This is a genomic window from Campylobacter concisus (assembly GCF_015230015.1).
GTDB classification, from domain to species: Bacteria; Campylobacterota; Campylobacteria; order Campylobacterales; family Campylobacteraceae; genus Campylobacter_A; species Campylobacter_A concisus_AF.
Map to the genome: position 1 here is coordinate 52,071 of NZ_JAAKZC010000003.1, position 17,854 is coordinate 69,924.

Annotated in this window: 19 protein-coding genes; 10 read left to right on the forward strand and 9 right to left on the reverse strand. The window is 39.8% G+C overall.

The window, feature by feature from the left end:
* Window positions 1-119: 119 nt before the first annotated feature.
* The 8 genes from G6W42_RS02480 to G6W42_RS02515 form a co-directional block, all read right to left on the reverse strand.
* Window positions 120-671, reverse strand: coding sequence for a DUF2393 family protein (locus tag G6W42_RS02480; protein ID WP_021088134.1), 552 nt, complete (start codon window positions 669-671; stop codon window positions 120-122).
* The gene (locus tag G6W42_RS02485) at window positions 671-1,201 is read right to left on the reverse strand and encodes a DUF2393 family protein (protein ID WP_194172821.1); all 531 of its coding nucleotides are present in this window, start codon (window positions 1,199-1,201) and stop codon (window positions 671-673) included. Before G6W42_RS02485 ends, G6W42_RS02480 begins: the two co-directional genes overlap by 1 nt.
* Window positions 1,191-1,925 (reverse strand): bifunctional phosphoribosyl-AMP cyclohydrolase/phosphoribosyl-ATP diphosphatase HisIE, encoded by a 735-nt coding sequence (gene hisIE, locus G6W42_RS02490; RefSeq protein WP_194172822.1) that lies wholly within the window; start codon window positions 1,923-1,925, stop codon window positions 1,191-1,193. The genes G6W42_RS02485 and hisIE overlap by 11 nt, the downstream gene beginning before the upstream one ends.
* A 2-nt stretch (window positions 1,926-1,927) precedes the next feature.
* Window positions 1,928-3,046, reverse strand: a complete 1,119-nt coding sequence (locus tag G6W42_RS02495; RefSeq protein ID WP_194172823.1) for a prohibitin family protein — start codon at window positions 3,044-3,046, stop codon at window positions 1,928-1,930.
* Window positions 3,047-3,062: 16 nt separating this feature from the next.
* A complete protein-coding gene (locus G6W42_RS02500; RefSeq protein WP_002939975.1) occupies window positions 3,063-3,977 on the reverse strand; it encodes a branched-chain amino acid transaminase in 915 nt (304 codons plus the stop codon).
* A gap of 100 nt (window positions 3,978-4,077) precedes the next feature.
* Window positions 4,078-4,719, reverse strand: coding sequence for a thiol:disulfide interchange protein DsbA/DsbL (locus G6W42_RS02505; RefSeq protein WP_194172824.1), 642 nt, complete (start codon window positions 4,717-4,719; stop codon window positions 4,078-4,080).
* Window positions 4,720-4,728: 9 nt separating this feature from the next.
* A complete protein-coding gene (gene bcp, locus G6W42_RS02510; protein ID WP_194172825.1) occupies window positions 4,729-5,226 on the reverse strand; it encodes a thioredoxin-dependent thiol peroxidase in 498 nt (165 codons plus the stop codon).
* On the reverse strand, window positions 5,223-5,426 hold the full coding sequence (locus G6W42_RS02515) for a tautomerase family protein (RefSeq protein ID WP_194172826.1): 204 nt from the start codon (window positions 5,424-5,426) through the stop codon (window positions 5,223-5,225). The genes bcp and G6W42_RS02515 overlap by 4 nt, the downstream gene beginning before the upstream one ends.
* Before the next feature lie 114 nt (window positions 5,427-5,540).
* Here G6W42_RS02515 and G6W42_RS02520 point away from each other — a divergent pair, with 114 nt between their 5' ends.
* On the forward strand, window positions 5,541-5,945 hold the full coding sequence (locus tag G6W42_RS02520) for a hypothetical protein (RefSeq protein WP_194172827.1): 405 nt from the start codon (window positions 5,541-5,543) through the stop codon (window positions 5,943-5,945).
* Here the strand turns inward: G6W42_RS02520 and G6W42_RS02525 are convergent.
* Complete coding sequence (locus G6W42_RS02525; RefSeq protein WP_194172881.1) at window positions 5,942-9,262, reverse strand: DUF748 domain-containing protein; 3,321 nt, start codon at window positions 9,260-9,262, stop codon at window positions 5,942-5,944. The genes G6W42_RS02520 and G6W42_RS02525 overlap by 4 nt on opposite strands.
* Window positions 9,263-9,437: 175 nt before the next feature.
* On the opposite strand from G6W42_RS02525, the gene G6W42_RS02530 reads away from it, so the two are divergent.
* From G6W42_RS02530 to clpX, 9 genes are all read left to right on the forward strand, one after another.
* Entirely contained in the window at window positions 9,438-10,970 is a 1,533-nt protein-coding gene (locus tag G6W42_RS02530) for an ABC transporter substrate-binding protein (RefSeq protein ID WP_194172828.1), read from the forward strand.
* A 12-nt stretch (window positions 10,971-10,982) separates the two neighbouring features.
* Window positions 10,983-11,921: an ABC transporter permease gene (locus tag G6W42_RS02535; protein WP_103646345.1), complete on the forward strand. Its 939-nt coding sequence runs from the start codon at window positions 10,983-10,985 to the stop codon at window positions 11,919-11,921.
* Window positions 11,918-12,718, forward strand: coding sequence for an ABC transporter permease (locus G6W42_RS02540; RefSeq protein WP_194172829.1), 801 nt, complete (start codon window positions 11,918-11,920; stop codon window positions 12,716-12,718). The genes G6W42_RS02535 and G6W42_RS02540 overlap by 4 nt, the downstream gene beginning before the upstream one ends.
* The gene (locus G6W42_RS02545; protein WP_194172830.1) at window positions 12,715-13,395 is read left to right on the forward strand and encodes an ATP-binding cassette domain-containing protein; all 681 of its coding nucleotides are present in this window, start codon (window positions 12,715-12,717) and stop codon (window positions 13,393-13,395) included. Before G6W42_RS02540 ends, G6W42_RS02545 begins: the two co-directional genes overlap by 4 nt.
* Entirely contained in the window at window positions 13,392-14,141 is a 750-nt protein-coding gene (locus G6W42_RS02550; protein WP_194172831.1) for an ATP-binding cassette domain-containing protein, read from the forward strand. Before G6W42_RS02545 ends, G6W42_RS02550 begins: the two co-directional genes overlap by 4 nt.
* 26 nt (window positions 14,142-14,167) lie before the next feature.
* Window positions 14,168-15,244: an epoxyqueuosine reductase QueH gene (locus G6W42_RS02555; RefSeq protein WP_194172832.1), complete on the forward strand. Its 1,077-nt coding sequence runs from the start codon at window positions 14,168-14,170 to the stop codon at window positions 15,242-15,244.
* A gap of 110 nt (window positions 15,245-15,354) precedes the next feature.
* Window positions 15,355-15,801, forward strand: a complete 447-nt coding sequence (gene fabZ, locus G6W42_RS02560) for a 3-hydroxyacyl-ACP dehydratase FabZ (RefSeq protein ID WP_194172833.1) — start codon at window positions 15,355-15,357, stop codon at window positions 15,799-15,801.
* Between the two features lie 26 nt (window positions 15,802-15,827).
* Entirely contained in the window at window positions 15,828-16,616 is a 789-nt protein-coding gene (gene lpxA / locus G6W42_RS02565) for an acyl-ACP--UDP-N-acetylglucosamine O-acyltransferase (RefSeq protein ID WP_194172834.1), read from the forward strand.
* The gene (gene clpX, locus G6W42_RS02570) at window positions 16,616-17,848 is read left to right on the forward strand and encodes an ATP-dependent Clp protease ATP-binding subunit ClpX (protein WP_021088133.1); all 1,233 of its coding nucleotides are present in this window, start codon (window positions 16,616-16,618) and stop codon (window positions 17,846-17,848) included. Before lpxA ends, clpX begins: the two co-directional genes overlap by 1 nt.
* Window positions 17,849-17,854: the final 6 nt, after the last annotated feature.

Here is a 17,854-nt window from a genome sequence, read left to right on the forward strand (position 1 = left end):
TAAAATTTCATATTTAAATTTATTTTTAGGTATTGAGCTATTTTAAATTTAAGAGAAATTTAGCCAGTTTATAACTACTTATAAAATGCAATAAATACTAAAAAATTTATCTAAATTTATTAGTAGCAACTAAGTTTTGTGATATTCATACCATTTTTAAAATATGGTGGATAGGGCATAGTCACAGTAAATGGCACTGCTTTTTGCTTTGGTAAATTTTGAGCTACGTCAAATTTATATGCCACGGTGTTTGGTCTCTCATCCTCATCCCCTCCAAAAACCCATGAGAAAAATGAAATTCCACTTGGTTTAAAAAGCGCCTCTCCGCCAAGGTCATTTTTGTTTAGTGGCTGATTTATGAGCTTAATTGTAAGGGTGCATTTGCTAATAGTAAATTTGCCGACATTTCTTACTTGACCTCGAAATACAATGCTTTCATTTCTCAACACTCGTTCGCTCTTTACGCCCTCGACTATGCCTTTTTTGGTGTATTTGTCAAGTACGAGCATCAAAAAGATGGCAAGTGTGGTTGAGACCAAAATATTTGTAAAAAGCAGTGATAAAAATAGCTTTCGCTCAGCTCTAAGTGAGAGCACAAGAAATAAAATAGAAAGTAGTGCGATCGCAAAAAGAACGATGATATGAACGATCGTAAAGTAGTTTGAGCTCATCAAAAACACTCCGCTTTTTTGGTGATATTGTAGTCAATGAAGGCAAAGTCATTGACAAATTCTCTTATTTGTTTGCTCTGTTTTGGTAAAAGCGCTTCATTTAAAATGATCCTTTTTTTAGCAAAAGGGTTTAGTGAATTTAGAAAATTTCTCGTGCTTTGCTTTGAGCCAAGGTAGAAGCCAAGCTCGATTTTGCAAACGTTTAATGTGTAGTTTGAATTATTTGTGATGTTAAAATCAACCATCAAGGCATCGACATATTGAAGTTGCTTTGTGTTTATTTTGCTTATACTAACTGGTCTTAGATTTTCATTTATATATTTGTTTGCGTAACAATTGCCTGCAAAAAGTCCCAAAAAACCAGCTAGGATAAATAAAAATCCTATCTGCCACCACGACTTTATCGCAACAAAAATTCCTAAAAGCACGATAAATATAAATGCTAAAAACACCCAACCATAGGTTAGAAAGTCGATAAGTTTGGCATTTTGAAGTATGAAAAGTATGTTGTGCTTGATGCTATTTAACATCTCGCGATCTTTTTTCTTCGATGCCACTCATGCCAAAACGTCTTGCAAGCTCGTTTTTGACGGCATCTGGATGTATGTTGTGGGATGAAAGCGCCACAAGCGCGTGAAAGCAAAGATCAGCTGCTTCATAGATGAGGTCATTTTTTGCCTTTTGCTCATCTTGTTTTGTCTGCTTGGCAAAACTAAGATCTTTTGCAGCCATGATAAACTCGCCTGCCTCTTCGCCAACTTTTTTTAGAATTTGATTTTCACCCTTTTTAAAAAGACTTGCCACGTATGAAGTTTGTGGATCTGCATTTAGCTTTCTATCTTCTATAACATGATAAAGCTCGTCAATGACGCCGTAACTTGGCTTTTTAACTTCGCTTTTTTCATCTGAAATTTCTAAATTTTCTAAATTTATCTCGTTAAAAAAGCAAGACCTTGCCCCAGTGTGACAAGCGACGCCTCCGTTTTGAACGACTTTTAAAAGCAAGGTGTCGTTGTCGCAGTCTAAAAATGCAGCCTTGATCTCTTGCGTGTTGCCACTCTCTTCGCCCTTTTTCCAAATTCTATTTTTAGTGCGTGAAAAGTAGTGAGCGTAGCGGCTAGATAGACTTAAATTTAGTGCTTCTTCGTTCATATAAGCAAGCATCAAAACCTCGTTTGTAGCGTGATCACAAACCACCACCGGGAGTAAACCACCAACCTTTTGCCAGTCTATACTTTTTGCTACGCTATTCATTTTTACCTTTCGCTAACCGAGCTAGCTTTTGCCCTATCTTTTGCATCTAGCCAGATATTTGGCACAGCCCCGCCAGGTGTTAAGAAAATTTTGGCGTCTTTGTTCTCTTTAAGAGCATCGTTAAATCTATTTTGTGTCTCGATCTGCTTTAAATTTAGTAAATTTTGATCGACACTTTTTGCGATCTCTTTGTTCGCATAAGCAGTCGCGTCAGCTTCAATCTTGATGGCGTCAGCCTTACCCTTTGCCTCGATGATCGCAGCTTTTGCGCTACCTTCTGCAAGAGCGGCTTGTTTTAGAGCCTCTTGATTTGCACGCTCGACCTCGTATTTTGTCCTCTCAGCCTCTTGTTTAGCGATCTGAACGCGCTCGATCTGCTCTTTTACCTTTGAAGGCAAGATGATCTCACGAAGCTGCACAGTTAGAAGCTCGACTGGCTTGTTTGGCTGTGAGTCGATGTCTTTTCTTATGCCATCATCGATCTGTCTAGCTAGGTCGTTTCTTTTGGTCGGTAGCTCTTCGGCTGTGTATTTACCAGCTATGCTGCGAACCACGTCACGAACGACAGGATCGACGATCTTACTCTCCCAGCTAAGGCCCCATGAGGCGATAGTCTGAGGTGCATTTTCTGGATTTAGGCGGTACTGCACGGTGATATCGATGCTAACTGGTAAATTTCTAGCGTCCAAAACCGAGATAGAGTTTTTGCGTAAAATTCCAGCGCCAACGCCTTGATATGACTTTTGCATTGACTCGCCCATATCCTCGCCAGAAGTGTAGTTTATGATCCTAACTCTGGTATCCACGATGATGATGTCTTGGATAAATGGCAAAAAGAAGTGAAAGCCTGGCTGCAGAGGATTTGGCTCGTATTTACCCGCTGTGGCTTTGATACCGACTTCGCCTGAGTGTATCACTTTAAATGGCTGAGTGATAGCAAGGATCGCGATAATGGCGATTATGATGTAGGCTAGTGCACCAAATTTGCCAAAGCCGCTTGGTATATTTGGCATTTTAAAATCCTTTTTGAAAGGCGGCTCTTTGTCGTTATTTTGACTAGAGCCCCTGTTGTCATTACCTGGCTTTTTTTTGTTGAAATAATCATTTAAATCAGCGGGCATTTCGTTCCTTTAAATCTTAAATATATGTTAAAAATGATTCGTATTTTTTGTTTAGACCATAAACTACGTCAAAGTAAGCTTTTTGTAGTCTCTTTGTCACTTCACCTCTAGCGCCGTTGCCGATGATGCGGTTATCTATGCTATTTATCGGTGTTACTTCGGCTGCAGTGCCAGTAAAAAACGCCTCGTCAGCTGTATATGCCTGATCTCTTGTGATGCGCTCTCTTCTTACTTCGATGTCAAGGTCGTGAGCAAGTCTTATGACTGTATCTTGAGTGATGCTAAGTAGGCTGTTGTCATTTGGTGGAGTGATCAATGCGCCATTTTCAACGATGAAGAAGCACTCGCCTGGGCCCTCAGCTACAAAGCCCTCGCTATCAAGAAGTAGTGCCTCGTCGTATCCAGCCTCTTTTGCCTCGTAGTTTGCCATTTGTGAACTTAGGTAGTTTGAGCTAGCTTTTGCTCTGTTCATTTGAGCAGCAGGAGCTAGTTTAGCAAAGCTTGAAATTTTAACCCTGATGCCTTTTTCTAGGCCCTCATCTCCAAGGTAAGCACCCCATTCCCATGAAGCGATAGCAGTTTGAACCGGTGCTTTTGTGTGCGCTACGCCCATTACGCCGTATCCTAAAAAGATAAGTGGGCGGATGTAGACGTTGCTGTTGTATTTGTTTGCGCGAAGTAGCTCGATCTGTGCTTTTTCAAGCTCTTCTTCAGTGTAAGGCACATTTAAAACGGTCATTTTTGCTGATCTTAAAAGTCTTTTTGTGTGGTCTTTGAGTCTAAAAATAGCTAGACCTTTTTTTGTTTTATAAGCTCTTGTGCCCTCAAATACAGCATTAGCGTAGTGCAAAGAGTGAGTTAGAACGTGTACTTTTGCATCGTCCCATTTGACTAATTTTCCATCCATCCAGATGAATTCTGAAGCGTTCATAATTAAACCTTTCTTTTTTAGAAATTTGATCCGAGTTTATCTAAAATTGCTTTAAATTTACATTTCTAAGCCCAAAATGTCCGTAAATTTTAGGCTAAAGTTACTTATCTAAAAGCTCTTTTATCGTCCTTGCCATCTCATCGATCGATGATGCTGCACTTAAATTTATTAGATATTTGCCGCTTACCACAAAGGCTGGCACACCGCTGATACTTGCTACATCATAAGAGGCAAACCACTCGTTTAAAAGCTCTTTTGCACGATCTGAATTTAACGCTTTTTCATACTCATCTTTGCTTACGTGAGCCGCATTTAGTGCTAGATCGATAAATCTTTGCTTATCTTTGCCGTCATTAAAGTCATCTTTTTCATCGTGCCTTGCTTTGTAGATCGCAAATTTAGCTTGCTTAAATTTAGACTCATCACTTAGCAGATCAGTCCCATTTGCCTCATCTATCGATATAAGAGCGGCGAAAATTTTACTTGTAGTCTCGCCAAGCTTGCCTTTGGTGCTTAGGTGATATGGGATAAATTTGACCCCGTCAAGCTTTGCCATCAGCTTTCTTGTGATCGTTCGATCAAATTTATAGCAGTGAGGGCAGTCGTAACTAAAGACCTTGACGACTGAGTTTTTAGGCACGTTAAGCGGTTTTGCTAGAGTTTGATACTCAACACCTTCAGTCAGTGCTGATAAATTTAGCGCAAAAAACGCACTTAAAATTAGCATTTTTATAAGCTTCATCTTTGCTCCTTATTTTACAAGATCAGCTAGCACTTTTGCGGCGTGGTCTTTGGCTTTTACGCTTTTATAAATTTTAGCTATCTTGCCGTCTTTACCGATCACAAAGGTGCTTCTAACGATGCCAAGATACTCTTTGCCGTAGTTTTTCTTGACCTGCCAAACGCCATAAAGCTTTGAAATTTCTTTATCCTCGTCGCTTAAGAGGATGTGCTTTAAATTTTGCTTTGCGATAAAGCCAACGTGAGACTTCACGCTATCTGGACTAACGCCGATGATAACGGTGTCATTTTTGATGAACTGATCGTAGTTTGCGCTAAATTCGCAAGCTTCAGTCGTGCAGCCTGGAGTGTTGTCCTTTGGGTAGAAGTAAAGCACTACGTTTTTGCCTACAAAGTCCTTTAGTGCGACCTTTACGCCGTCTTGATTTAGCGCTTCAAACTCTGGCGCCTTGTCGCCAACCTCAAGTGTTATCTTTCTTTCCATGTCTGCTTTGCTAAATTCGCTCATTTTATCCCCTTTCTCTTATTCTCTACGCTTTCGCCGCCTACGCCGATATTGCCAGCATCGTGAGTTTCTATAAATATCATAACCGCCTCTTTTTTCTTGCCAAGTACCCTCACAAGCGTCTCGGTCACCTCTTTAAACACTTGATCTTTTTGCTCTTTTGTAGGCTCTGGGCCTGCTATTTTTATATTTACATAAGGCATTTTTGCTCCTTTTTTAAGATGCAAAATATTAGCCAAAATGAGTGAAATTTCAGATTAAAGCCGTTATTTAAGAATTTGGCATTAAAATAAGCAAACTTCCAAAAGGAGCGAAAAATGGATTATAACAGGCAAAATAAGGGCTTTGTTTGCTTTATGTATGGCTTTGGACGAAGCAGGGTGGTTTATGCAGTTTTAATGATACTAATGGCGCTTTTAGCTGGCTTTTTAACACTTAGCTCAAACGCTCAAGCTGACGTTTCAAATTTACAAATAGCCCTTGGCATCATACTTTGCGGCCTTTTGCTGATCATTGTAAATCCAAAAATTTTCATCATCAAGTTAATTGGCTATTTAATCGCTTTAGCTGGCGTCATGATCGCCCTTCACAACGCAAATTTGCTCGGAGCTGATTTTAAATTATATTTTTATGCAAGCCTTATTTTTGGCGCATTTATGATGCTTATGCTTCTTAGCTGGTTTGTCTATAATGCAAGAAGCAGCGAAATAAATGAAATTTAGTTCGCCACTCCCATTAGCACGCTTGTGTAGGTGTTTTGCTTAGGCTCTGAGCTTGTTGCATCGTTCATATCTATGCGGCCAGCCTCAAGCCCAGCTTTTATAAGTGCCTCTTTTACCGCATTTGCACGCTCATTTGCAAGCTCTACAAGCTTTTCTTTACCCACTTCGATGCCTTTTAGCGCCTCTTCTCTTAAGGCTTTTTCGCTTCTATCTTTTAAATTTGGCGCAAGCTCATTTAAAACCGCGATGTAGTCTTTGCCGCTTGAAGCGATGATTTGATTGATCTTTTGATCTAGTTTTTTGTTTTTATAAAAGCTCTCATCGAGTTTTGAGTATGTTGGCGTTATGCTAAGCTTCATTTTAGGTTTTGAGCCAGTTAGCTTTATAAAATCAGCTATCTTAGGCGCTTCTGAGCTTATAAGCTCGCTACTTCCTGCAAGAAAATCAATAGAGCTAAGATCTTTGCTGCCAAGTCCTAAGGCGTTGCCTAAAAATCTAAATGGAGCTAGCGTGATGTCGGCAAAGAGCTTTTTCACTGCAGCCCAGATGACGCCGCCATATTTAAAGTCAGGATCGTCTAAATTTCCCTCAACTGGCAGATCGATGTTTATTTGATTATTTTGATCGCTAAGTATCGATATAGCAAGGGATAGCGGTAAATTTACAGCATCTTTTGACTCGACTTTTTCTCCAAGTGTAAGAGAGTCAAAATTTATAAAATTTGAGCCATTTAGTTTTGAGTCGGTGACGCTATAGTTTAGATTTAAATTTAGCTTGCCTTTTTTGATCTTATAGCCCACAAATTGCCCACTATATGGCGTTATATCAGTTAGATCGATATCTTTAAAGTCAAGCTTTATGTCGGTATTTTGCTTTAGCTCAAATGGAAAAAGTTTTGCAGTGATCTGCGCAAAGCCATTTTTGCCAACCACACCTTGAAACTCGCCTGAGCTTGGGTGCTTTTTATCGATGTCAGTGAGCTTGCCATTTAGCTTTGAGATCGTTGTGGCAAATGGCATAAATAGCGATGCGTCCGAGAAATCAACCTCGCCATTTTTTAAAGAGAAGTTTTTAACGCTAAATTTTAGCTCGTCCTCTTTTTTGCTAGCTACTTTTTTGCTCTCAGGTTTTGCCTCGGTTTTAGCCTTATTTTTATCCTCTTTTACGATCTGAGATAGGTTAAATTTACGCTCTTTGCTTAGATGAGCCTTGATAAATGGAGAATTTAAGCTCACTCCGCTTATAGCAAGGTCGTTTTTGGCAAATGAAATTTTTTCAAGATCAAGGCTTTTAAAGGCGATTAGTTTTTCAGCTTTTTTGCCGTTTAATCTTATATCTTTAATGCTAACTTTTGCGTCTGCTTTGATATCTTTTGCGTAGCTTATCTCAGCGCTACTTTCGAGCTGTCCGCTAGCTAGATCGGCCTCTAAAAAGGGCTTTGCGTAGGCAAAATACTTTGGTAAATTTGTATCATTTAGCTTGATTTTTGCGCTCACGTCAAGTGGCTCGATCTTTATCTTTGAATCAACATCCAAATTTAGCTTTTGTGAGCTTTTCATAGCCACTTTTGCGTCAAATGGCTTGCTAAAATCACTACTTAAATTTGCTACTTTTACAAAAAGATTATCAAATTTATGAGCGATCTTCTCGCCTTCAAAAAGGTGTGTCAAAGCGATGTCAGCGTTATTTACGCTTATATTTTTTATATCAAATTTAAACTCATTTTCTTTGCTTTTTGAAGCACTTTTATTTTCAGTCTTTTTCTCTACTTTTTTGGTGTGTTTTGCCGCTTTTGCAGGTTTTGCGCTCTGCTCGCCAAATCCTAGCTCATTTACAGCGCTTAGACCATTGTCGTTTAGTTCTGAAGTAAATTTAGGCTTATTAACATCGACACTAGCGATATTTAGAACCATTTTTAAAAGATCAAAGCTTATGCTCTTTACCCCCACATCAGCGACGCTTGCTATATCTTTATTTTTTGCTTTAAGCTCTATGTTTTTTACGTTTAGCTCATCAAGGCTAGCAAGGCTTTTGTTACCATCCATTGTGAAGCTTGTATTTGTCACGCCAGCACTTGCTACATTTGCACTTGCGCTTTTGCTAAGTGGCGCATTGATGCCATTAAGTGCTATTTTTTCAAGCGTTAGAGCGGTTTTGTTATTTGCTAAATTTAGATTTAAATTTGAAGCATTTATATCTTTTAAATTTGCTAAATTTCTATCTGCTTCATCTATTTTAAGAGCGTTTGCACCTATGCTTTTTAGCTTGGCTGTGGCGTTTAGCTCGCTTTTTTCATTTAAATTTGCAAGAAGCGAAATATCACTTAAATTTAGTGATTTTACGCTTGCAGAGGTAGCATTTTTAAAAGAGATATCATTTAAATTTATAGCACTTAAATTTAGCGCAGCCTCCGTTTTATCAGCTATCTTACTATCAAGATCAAATTTTGGAAGCTCAAGTTCGCCAAGGCTAAGCTCATTTGCGCCTTCATCTAAACTTAGTCCTTTTACACTTAAAAAGCCATCTTTTAAATTTATCCCAGTTGCGTTCTCATCGGCTTTTAAAGCGTAGTTTATCTTTAAGTTTATGATGGCATTTTTTAGATTTAACGTGTCATTATCGATAAAACTTATCGCGACTGGCTTTATGCTAAAGTCTTTTATGCTGACGTTGCCCTCTATTTTTAGTGGATTTAGCTTGATATCGCCATTTAGATCGATCTTGTGCGCTAGGCTTGAGTTTGAGTCAAAGATGTGACTGCCAGCGCTATTTTTCTTCGTATTTAGCGAGCTTAGCTCGTAGTTTATATCATCAAAGCTTACATTAAATGGCTTTGTTAAATTTTGGTCGCTATATGAAAATGAGCCTTTGATGATTTTTGCGTTATTTAGCGCGAAATTTATCGAGCTAGTGCTGTTATCTTCGCTAGTTGCGTTATCATCGCTTATAAAATTGCTAAAGTTAAAATTTGCTTTTTTATCTCTTACGATCTTTACTTTTGGCTCATGTAGCCTAAAAATGTCTATCTCAACTAGCTTTTTAAAGATAGAAAATGGCTTTAGCTTAAGGTCGATCTGCTTCGTGCTAAAAAGCGGAGAAGTGGTGTTTAGCTCGGCATTTGTAGCGTTTAGCTCGAAGGTAAATGGGTTAAATTTAGCATCACTTACAAAAAGCGTTGCGTTGTAGTCTTTTAGGTATTTTGGCGCGATATTTTTGATAGCATAAGGCAGACCAAAAAAGCCAAGAAGCGTGTAGATAAGCAAAAGTGAGACTACGCAGATGCCGGTGATTAGGGCTATTTTTTTCTTTTTATCCATTGTGAAATTTACCTTTTTGTCAGCTAAAATGAGCCCTGATTTTACTTTAAAAAAGGTTAAAAGATAGTTAGAAATTTCAAATTTTCTATACATTAAATTTATACTTATCTTAATAATACTTTTATGCATTTCGTATTACTATTTGTCAAATATTTTTTAAACAAAGGAGCGAGTGATGAAGAGATTTTTGGCTTTATTGTTTTTGTTGTTTTCTGCCTTTGCTTATGCAAATGAAAATGCCGTTGTGGTCGCTATCGAGGAGCAAACACCTCGTATAAATCCACTCTATGACGAGGATCACGATCCTACGCTTTCGCTGGTTTTTTCTGGACTTACTAGCCACGATGAAAATAGCCACGTCGTGCCTGAGCTTGCCAAGTCTTGGCAGGTGAGTGATGACGGGCTGGAGTATATTTTTGAGCTAAGAGATGATGCTTTTTGGCATGACGGGGTGAAATTTAGCGCAAAGGACGTTAAATTTACCATCGAAGCGGCTCAAGATAAGAAGCTAAACGCGCCTGCTATCTCAAACTACGAGGTGGTAAAAAGCGTTGAAATTTTAGGAGATTATAAAGTAAAGATCACGCTTAGTGAGCCGTTTCCACCGTTTCTTGACGCACTTAGCTTTGGCGTTTTGCCTGAGCACATTTTAAAGGGCAAAGATATCGCAACTGATAAATTTAATGACGCCCCAGTAGGAACTGGCGCATACAAGCTTGTAAAATGGAAAAAAGATGAGAGTTTGGAGTTTGTGGCAAATGAGAAATTCTATAAAGGCGAGCCAAAGATAAAAAGGCTATTTTTAAAGATAGTTGGTGATGAAAATTTAAGGCTCGTTGGGCTTAAAAGCGGTGAGATCGACGTTGCGCTCATTTCTCCAACTGGTGTAAATTTCATAAAAGATGATAAAAAATTAAGCTTGCTTAAGTTTAAAAGTGCGGACTATAGGGCTTTGATGTTTAACTTTGAAGATCCTCTTTTTCAAGATAAAAATGTAAGGATAGCCCTAAACTACGCTGTAAATAAAGATGAGATCGTTAAAAATTTATTTCACGGATATGCAAGCGTAGCGAATAATCCGATAGAAAAAAGCTTTGCAAATGATGAGGAGTTTAAATTTAGTTACGATCCTGCAAAGGCTAAAGAGTTACTTGAAAAGAGCGGCTTTAAGAAAAATAAGGCTGGCTTTTTTGAAAAGGATGGCAAGGAGCTTGGCTTTGACATCTACGCCTTTAATAACGACATCTTAAGGGTCAATCTAGCCAAAATTTTAAGCAGCGAGCTAAATAAATTTGGCGTAAAAGCCAAAGCCTACGCAAAGCCAAGAACAGCCTTTAGCATAAGTAAGGTTGATAGCTTTGTGATCGGCTGGGGAAGCCCGTTTGATCCAGACTTTCATACGTATAGAATTTTTGGCGGATTTGCCGATGTGAGCGTAAATGAAAATGGCTGGAACTTTAGCCACTACAAGGACGCAAACGTCGATCTTGCCTTAAAAAACGCTAGATATACAAAGGACGTGGAGCTTAGGAAAAAGCACTACAAAGAATTTCTAAAAGCGCTTCATGAAAACCCACCTTACATTTTTATAGCCTATCTTGACTATCCGCTCGTTTTTAACAACAAAATTTCAGGCATCAAGACGCAAATTTTGGGACATCACGGGGCTGGATTTTTATGGAATATAAGAGAGTGGCAAGTAAAATAGTGGATAAAAACTTTGTTTAGAGCCATTTTAAAAACAGCGATCTCAAGCCTTGGGTTGCTGTTTTTTATCTCATTTTTTCTATTTTTGCTCATATATTTTTTGCCAGGAAACGTCACTGATGCGATGTTTTTGCGAAGTGAGGCGGTGAGCGTGGCTATAAAAGAGCAAATTTTAGAAAATTTGGGGCTAAAAGATGGCTTTTTTGTGCAGTATTTTAGATGGCTAGCTCACTTTGTCATGGGGGACTTTGGCACTAGTTTTGTAAGTGGAGCAAGCGTTTTTTTACTCATTAAAGAGAGGCTTTTAAACTCGCTTATCTTATTTTTTGCCTCATTTTTTCTGATAGTTTTTTTGTCCTTTTTCTTGGGGCTTTTAAGTGCCATTTATAAGAATAAATTTGCCGACATCTTTATAAATTTTAGCTCCTTTTTGCTGGCTTCATTGCCGCATTTTTATATCGCACTCGTGCTAATAGCGATCTTTAGCGTCTATCTAAACGTGCTGCCAAGCTCTGGCGCAAACGAGCTAGGATATAGCGGTGTAGGAGCTAAATTTATCATCTTGCCAACGCTTGCCATCATCTTGCCACACCTTGGCGCAAACGTGAAATTTGTAAGAGACACGCTAAATCAAAGCCTAAACGCCGACTTTATCCAGACGGCTCACGCAAGAGGCTTGGGGCGGGGCAAAATTTATCTCTTTGCCATAAAGCACGCAAGCACCGATATAGTCTATTATTTTGCAACCCTTGTGGCTGGCGTTTTTACTGGCTCATACGTGATTGAGAGCATTTTTTCATTTCCGGGCATAGGCAAGCTTAGCCTTGATGCAGTCATTGCCAAGGACTACCCAGTCGCACTTGCGACCATTTTGCTAACGGCTGTTTTTGTCGTTTTTGCAAATTTGCTAGCTAAAATTTTTGCAATATTAGCAGATAAGAGAAATTTATGAGAAAAGTCATATTTTTTCTAGCCTGTTTTGTCTTTTTGGCACTTATTTTATTTGCCTTTGTGACGCCGTTTTTTTCTAAATTTGAGCCAAATTTCACTGACTTTATGGCGGTAAATTTAGCCCCAAGTAGCGAGCATATCTTTGGCACTGACATCCTAGGCAGGGACAATCTCATAAGAGTTGCCTATGCGCTTAAAAACTCGCTTCTTGTCTTGCTTTTAGCTGGCTTTTTAACGACGCTTTTTTCGCTCATCTACGCATATTTTGGCACGAGCAAGAGCAGTGTTTGCGAGAGCCTTTTTGATAAGGGGCTTGATGCCTTTTTGAGCATACCAAACATCGTTTTTATCATGCTTTTTAGCTCATTTAGTAGCGGAGATATCTTTATAACATCTTTTATCATCGCCATTTGCTCCTTTATGCAGGGTGCAAAAGTCTTTATGCAAAATTTAAGGCTTAATAAAAAGTGCGACTACGCCGAGCAAGCTGTGATAAATGGCGCTGGTAAATTTAGCCTTATCTGCTTTGAAATTTTGCCAAATTTAAAGCATCTTGTAGTTAGCATCTTTGGCATAAACGCGATAAATGCGGTCGTCATGGAGGCCACGCTTGGTTTTTTTGGTGTGGGAAGTGATGCAAACAAAATAAGCCTTGGCATCATGCTAAATGAGAGCAAAGAAGCGCTTTTTCTTGGCTCTTGGTGGATGGTGCTTTTCCCTGGCGTGACGCTATTTTTGCTCATCCTTGCAACCTCGATCATCACCTCAAATTTAAAAAATGGCAATATAAAAATATGATAGAGATTAAAAATTTAAACGTTTTTTATAAAGATAGGCAGCTTTTGCGTGAGCTTGATTTTGACATGAGCGAGGGTAAATTTATAGGTATCACGGGTGCAAGTGGCAGTGGCAAATCGCTCTTTGCAAAGAGCTTAATAAGGCTTTTTGATGATGAATTTAGAGTGAGGGCGGATAAATTTAAGATAGCTGGGCGAGATATCTTAAATTTAAGCCAAAACGAGCTAAAAGAGCACCGACGAAAGGTCGCTGCGCTTGTTTTTCAAAACTCTATTGCCAGCCTTCATCCGCTCTTAAACGTGGGCGATCACTTTAATGCCTATCTTGATGGCGACAAAAGGGCGAATAAAGAGCTTGCGTTTGCTTATTTTAGGGAGTTTGGGCTAGATAATGCAAATCTCATCTGGCACAAATACTCATACGAGCTAAGTGGCGGTGAGGCGAGCCGTGTGCAGATAGCTCTGGCGCTTTGTTTAAAGCCAAAAATTTTAGTCTGCGACGAGATAACAAGCGGGCTTGATAGCATTAGCGGTAGCCACGTGGCAGGCATCTTGGAGAGTCTAAAGGGCAAGATGAGCGTCATCTTTATCTCGCACGATGAGGCGCTAACGAACTATCTTAGTGATGAAATTTGGCAGATGAGAGATGGGCGGCTAAATTTAAAGGAAAATGCGTGAAAATAAGGCTCAAAAACGTCTCAAAAAGTTTAAGTTTTAAGGAACATTTTAACGCTAAGGCTGAAGTGTTGCACCTTTTAGAGGGGATAAATTTCGAGCTTGATGATGGCGAAAATTTAGCCATTTTGGGTCAAAGTGGCAGTGGTAAAAGCACGCTTGCAAAGCTTATATCATTTAGCGAGCAAAAAAGTGGGGGCAAAATTTATATAAACGATGAAGAGATCACGGACAAAAATGAGCTCAAAAAAGATATCAGATATATCTTGCAAAACCAAAAACAAGCCCTAAATCCAGCGCTAAAAGTAAAAACAGCCATCGCCCACGTGAGATCGTATCTAAAGCTTAGTTTTAGCGAAAATGAGCTTAAGGAGCTAATGGTAAATTTAAATTTAAAAGATGAAATTTTAGAGAAATTTCCCTCTCAGCTAAGTGGCGGCGAGGCGACAAGGGTCGGGATCTTGCTAGCGCTTCTTTCAAAACCAAAAATTTTAATCTGCGACGAGATAACAAGCGGACTTGACAATGAGACAAAGCAAAAGATCATAAATTTGCTTTTAAGCTTGGATGAAAATATCAGCATAATTTTCATCACGCACGATATCCTAAGTGCGATGAAGATAGCCAAAAAGGTGCTAATAATCGAATCTGGCAATCAAGTGGCTTTTGGTAAATTTGATGATCTATCAAGCCAAAATGTCCTTAAAAAATACCTCGACGCAGCTAAATTTTATGAGGGCAAACTTTGATATAATGCAAGCAAAAAAGGTCAAATTTGCTAGTTCATATCTGCTGCTCGGTCGATAGCCACTACTTTTTACAGCGCCTACGAAAAGATTATCCAAATGAACGAATAGTAGGCTATTTTTACGATCCAAACATACATCCATATAGTGAGTTTTTACTGCGTTTTGAGGACGTGAAGCGAAGCTGCGAGAAGCTAGGCATCGAGCTAATATGTGGCGAATACGACTACGAAGCGTGGCTTGGTGGCACAAAGGGGCTTGAAGATGAGCCAGAAAAGGGCAAAAGGTGCGAGTACTGCTTTCATTTTCGCATGGCAGACTCCGCCAAAAAGGCGCTTGAGCTTGGTCTAAATAAGATCACGACGACGCTTTTGATGAGCCCCAAAAAAGACTTTTCTCAGCTTAAAAGGGCGCTTGATGAGGCAGTGGCTGGCTCAAATTTAGAAGCGGTTGCGGTTGATTATAGAAAAAATGGCGGCACAAGCGAGCAGTTTATCCTCGCTAAAAAAGACAAACTCTATCACCAAAACTACTGCGGCTGCGTCTTTGCGCTAAAAAAGCAGCGTGACTCGCAAAATTTGCCCCAAAGTGAGCTAATGAGCGATGTTCGCGCAAGGGCACTTTATGGAAGCATAGAAGCGAGACTTGAGCTTTACAAAAATGTGCGCGAGTGCGAAGCGAGAAGAGAGAAATTTCACCTTTTTAGAAGAAGGTTTTTAAACTACAGACTCTTGCGCGCTAGTGTGAAATTTGAAGCAGTTGTGGTGCCAAGCTACTTTGTGCTCTACTCTGGCTTTAAAAGAGAGAGCTTAAAGCTAAATGTGGAGCGTGACTGCGAAATGGACGATGAGCTAAAAGAGGGCGTAGTTTTTATGAGCATAGAGCGCTTTAATAAATTTACAAATAGCAAATTTAAAAGCGTTGATGAGCTTTGTAAAAGGCCGCTTGAACTTGGCGCTGAGATGAAATTTCGCCGTGATATAAGCGGGGAGTTTTCACAAAATCCTATCATCATCCTAGACGAGGTCAAAAAGGGCAGCTACGAAATTTACGCAAAGGCTGCTTTTTATAACGACAGCGAAGAAATTTTGGTTTTAGAGGGCTAAATTTAGACCTATTAATGCTAAATTTCAGAGATTTTAAAAGAGGTTAATAATTTTTTTCTTAGTATAAATTTGTTACAATCTGCCAAAATTTACATTACTAAGGCTAAAACGTGATAGACGTCGTAGAAATTCAAAAAATTCTCCCACATAGATTTCCATTTTTGCTTATCGATAGAGTTGTCGAGCTTGATCCTGCAAAAAACATCGTCGCTTATAAAAATGTAACCATTGGCGAGCCGATATTTCAGGGGCACTTCCCGGGTCACCCGATCTATCCTGGCGTGATGATCATTGAGGGTATGGCGCAAGCTGGCGGCGTGCTAGCGTTTAAGAGTATGAGTGACGAGCACCAAGCTGGCATCGAGAACAAAGTGGTCTATTTTATGAGCATAGACGGAGCGAAATTTCGCCATCCAGTCCGCCCTGGAGATAGGCTAGAGTATAGATTAAACGTGCTAAAACACAAGGGAAATATTTGGGTGCTTGAGGGCAAAGCATATGTCGATGATGTGCTATGCGCCGAGGTTGAACTTAAAGCGATGATAGTCGATAAATAGGCTTTTGCTTAAGAAAAAGAGAAAAAATGAAAAATATCCACCAAACAGCCGTTATAGAAGATGGAGCGATCATTGGAGATGACGCAAATATCGAGGCTTACGCATTTGTGAGCAAAGATGCGGTCCTTGGCAACAACGTCACGATAAAGCAAGGTGCTAGGGTGCTTGGCAAGACCAAGATCGGCGATAACTCTCGCATTTTTAGCTATGCGATCGTAGGCGACATCCCGCAGGATATCAGCTATAAAGATGAGGTTGATACTGGCGTCATTATCGGCGAGCACGCAACTATACGTGAGTTTTGCACGATAAACTCAGGCACGCACAAGGGCGATGGCATAACAAGGATCGGAGATAACGCCTTTATCATGGCATATTCTCACATCGCACATGACTGCATCATCGGTAGTAACGTCATTTTGGCAAACAACGCAACTCTAGCAGGCCACGTAGAGCTTGGCGACTACGCTGTTGTGGGCGGTCTTACGCCTATTCATCAGTTTGTAAGAGTTGGGGAAAGCTGCATGGTCGCAGGGGCAAGTGCGCTCAGTCAAGATGTAGTGCCATTTTGCCTAGCTGAGGGCAACAGAGCCTATATAAGAAGCTTAAATTTAGTTGGCATTAGGCGTAGATTTGACAAAGAGCAGGTTGAAGAGCTTGTTCGCGCTTATAAATTTTTGTTTAATCAAGGCATCAGCCTAAAAGATCAAGCAAACGAGCTGATCGTAAAAACTAGCGACGAAAATGTTAAAAAAATGTGTAAATTTATATTAGAAACTACAAGAGGAATTCCGCTTGCAAAAGGAAGAGATTAATGGCTAGAAAGTGTAATTTTTGTGGCGAGGCCGAGTCTGCTGAGAGAAGGTTATTAGCAGACATCGAAGGAAACGCCTATATATGCGAGTATTGCATAGCAGCAGCATACGATATGATACATGGTGATACGAGTGTAGAAGAGAGTAAAAATGATGAGGCGATAGAGTATCAAAAGCTCACACCAAAGGAGCTAAAAGCGGTACTTGATAACTACGTGATCGGTCAAGATAGGGCTAAAAAGGTCTTTAGCGTCGGCGTATATAACCACTATAAGAGAATTTTTAAACAAAGCGACATCAAAGACGACACTGAAATTTCAAAATCAAACATCTTGCTTGTTGGCCCAACTGGAAGCGGCAAGACGTTGATGGCTCAGACTTTAGCGAGATTTCTTGATGTGCCTATCGCGATTTGCGATGCGACAAGCCTAACTGAGGCTGGATATGTCGGCGAGGACGTTGAAAACATCCTTACAAGGCTCTTGCAAGCTGCAAATGGCGACGTGAAAAAGGCGGAGCAGGGTATAGTCTTTGTCGATGAGATCGATAAGATCGCTAGAATGAGCGAAAACAGAAGCATCACAAGAGACGTTTCAGGTGAGGGCGTGCAGCAAGCGCTTTTAAAGATCATCGAAGGCAGCGTCGTAAATATCCCACCAAAAGGCGGCAGAAAGCATCCAAACCAAGACTTCATACAGATAGATACGACAAATATCTTATTTGTTTGCGGCGGTGCATTTGACGGACTTCTTGACATCATCGAGCGCAGAGTTGGTAAAAACGTACTTGGCTTTAACCAAGAAAAACGTGGCAAAAATGAAAAAGAAAATTTGCTAAGCCTGCTTGAGCCAGACGATCTTGTAAAGTACGGCCTCATCCCAGAGCTAATCGGCAGACTTCACGTGGTTGCTACTTTAAATGAGATAACAAAAGAGGATATGGTTAAAATTTTGACCGAGCCAAAAAATGCGATATTAAAACAATATCAAAAGCTCTGTGCGATTGACGGCGCTACGCTTAAATTTGATGATGAGGCGCTTGAAGAGATAGCGAGCCTTGCTATCGAGCGAAAGACTGGAGCAAGAGGGCTTAGAAGCATAATGGAAGAGCTCATGACAGATATAATGTATGATCTGCCAGAGCTAAAAGACTACGATATCGTGATCTCAAAAGAGACGGTAAAAGATAAGGCAAAGCCGATTTTGGTAAAGCACAATAAATTAACAGCGTAAAGGAAA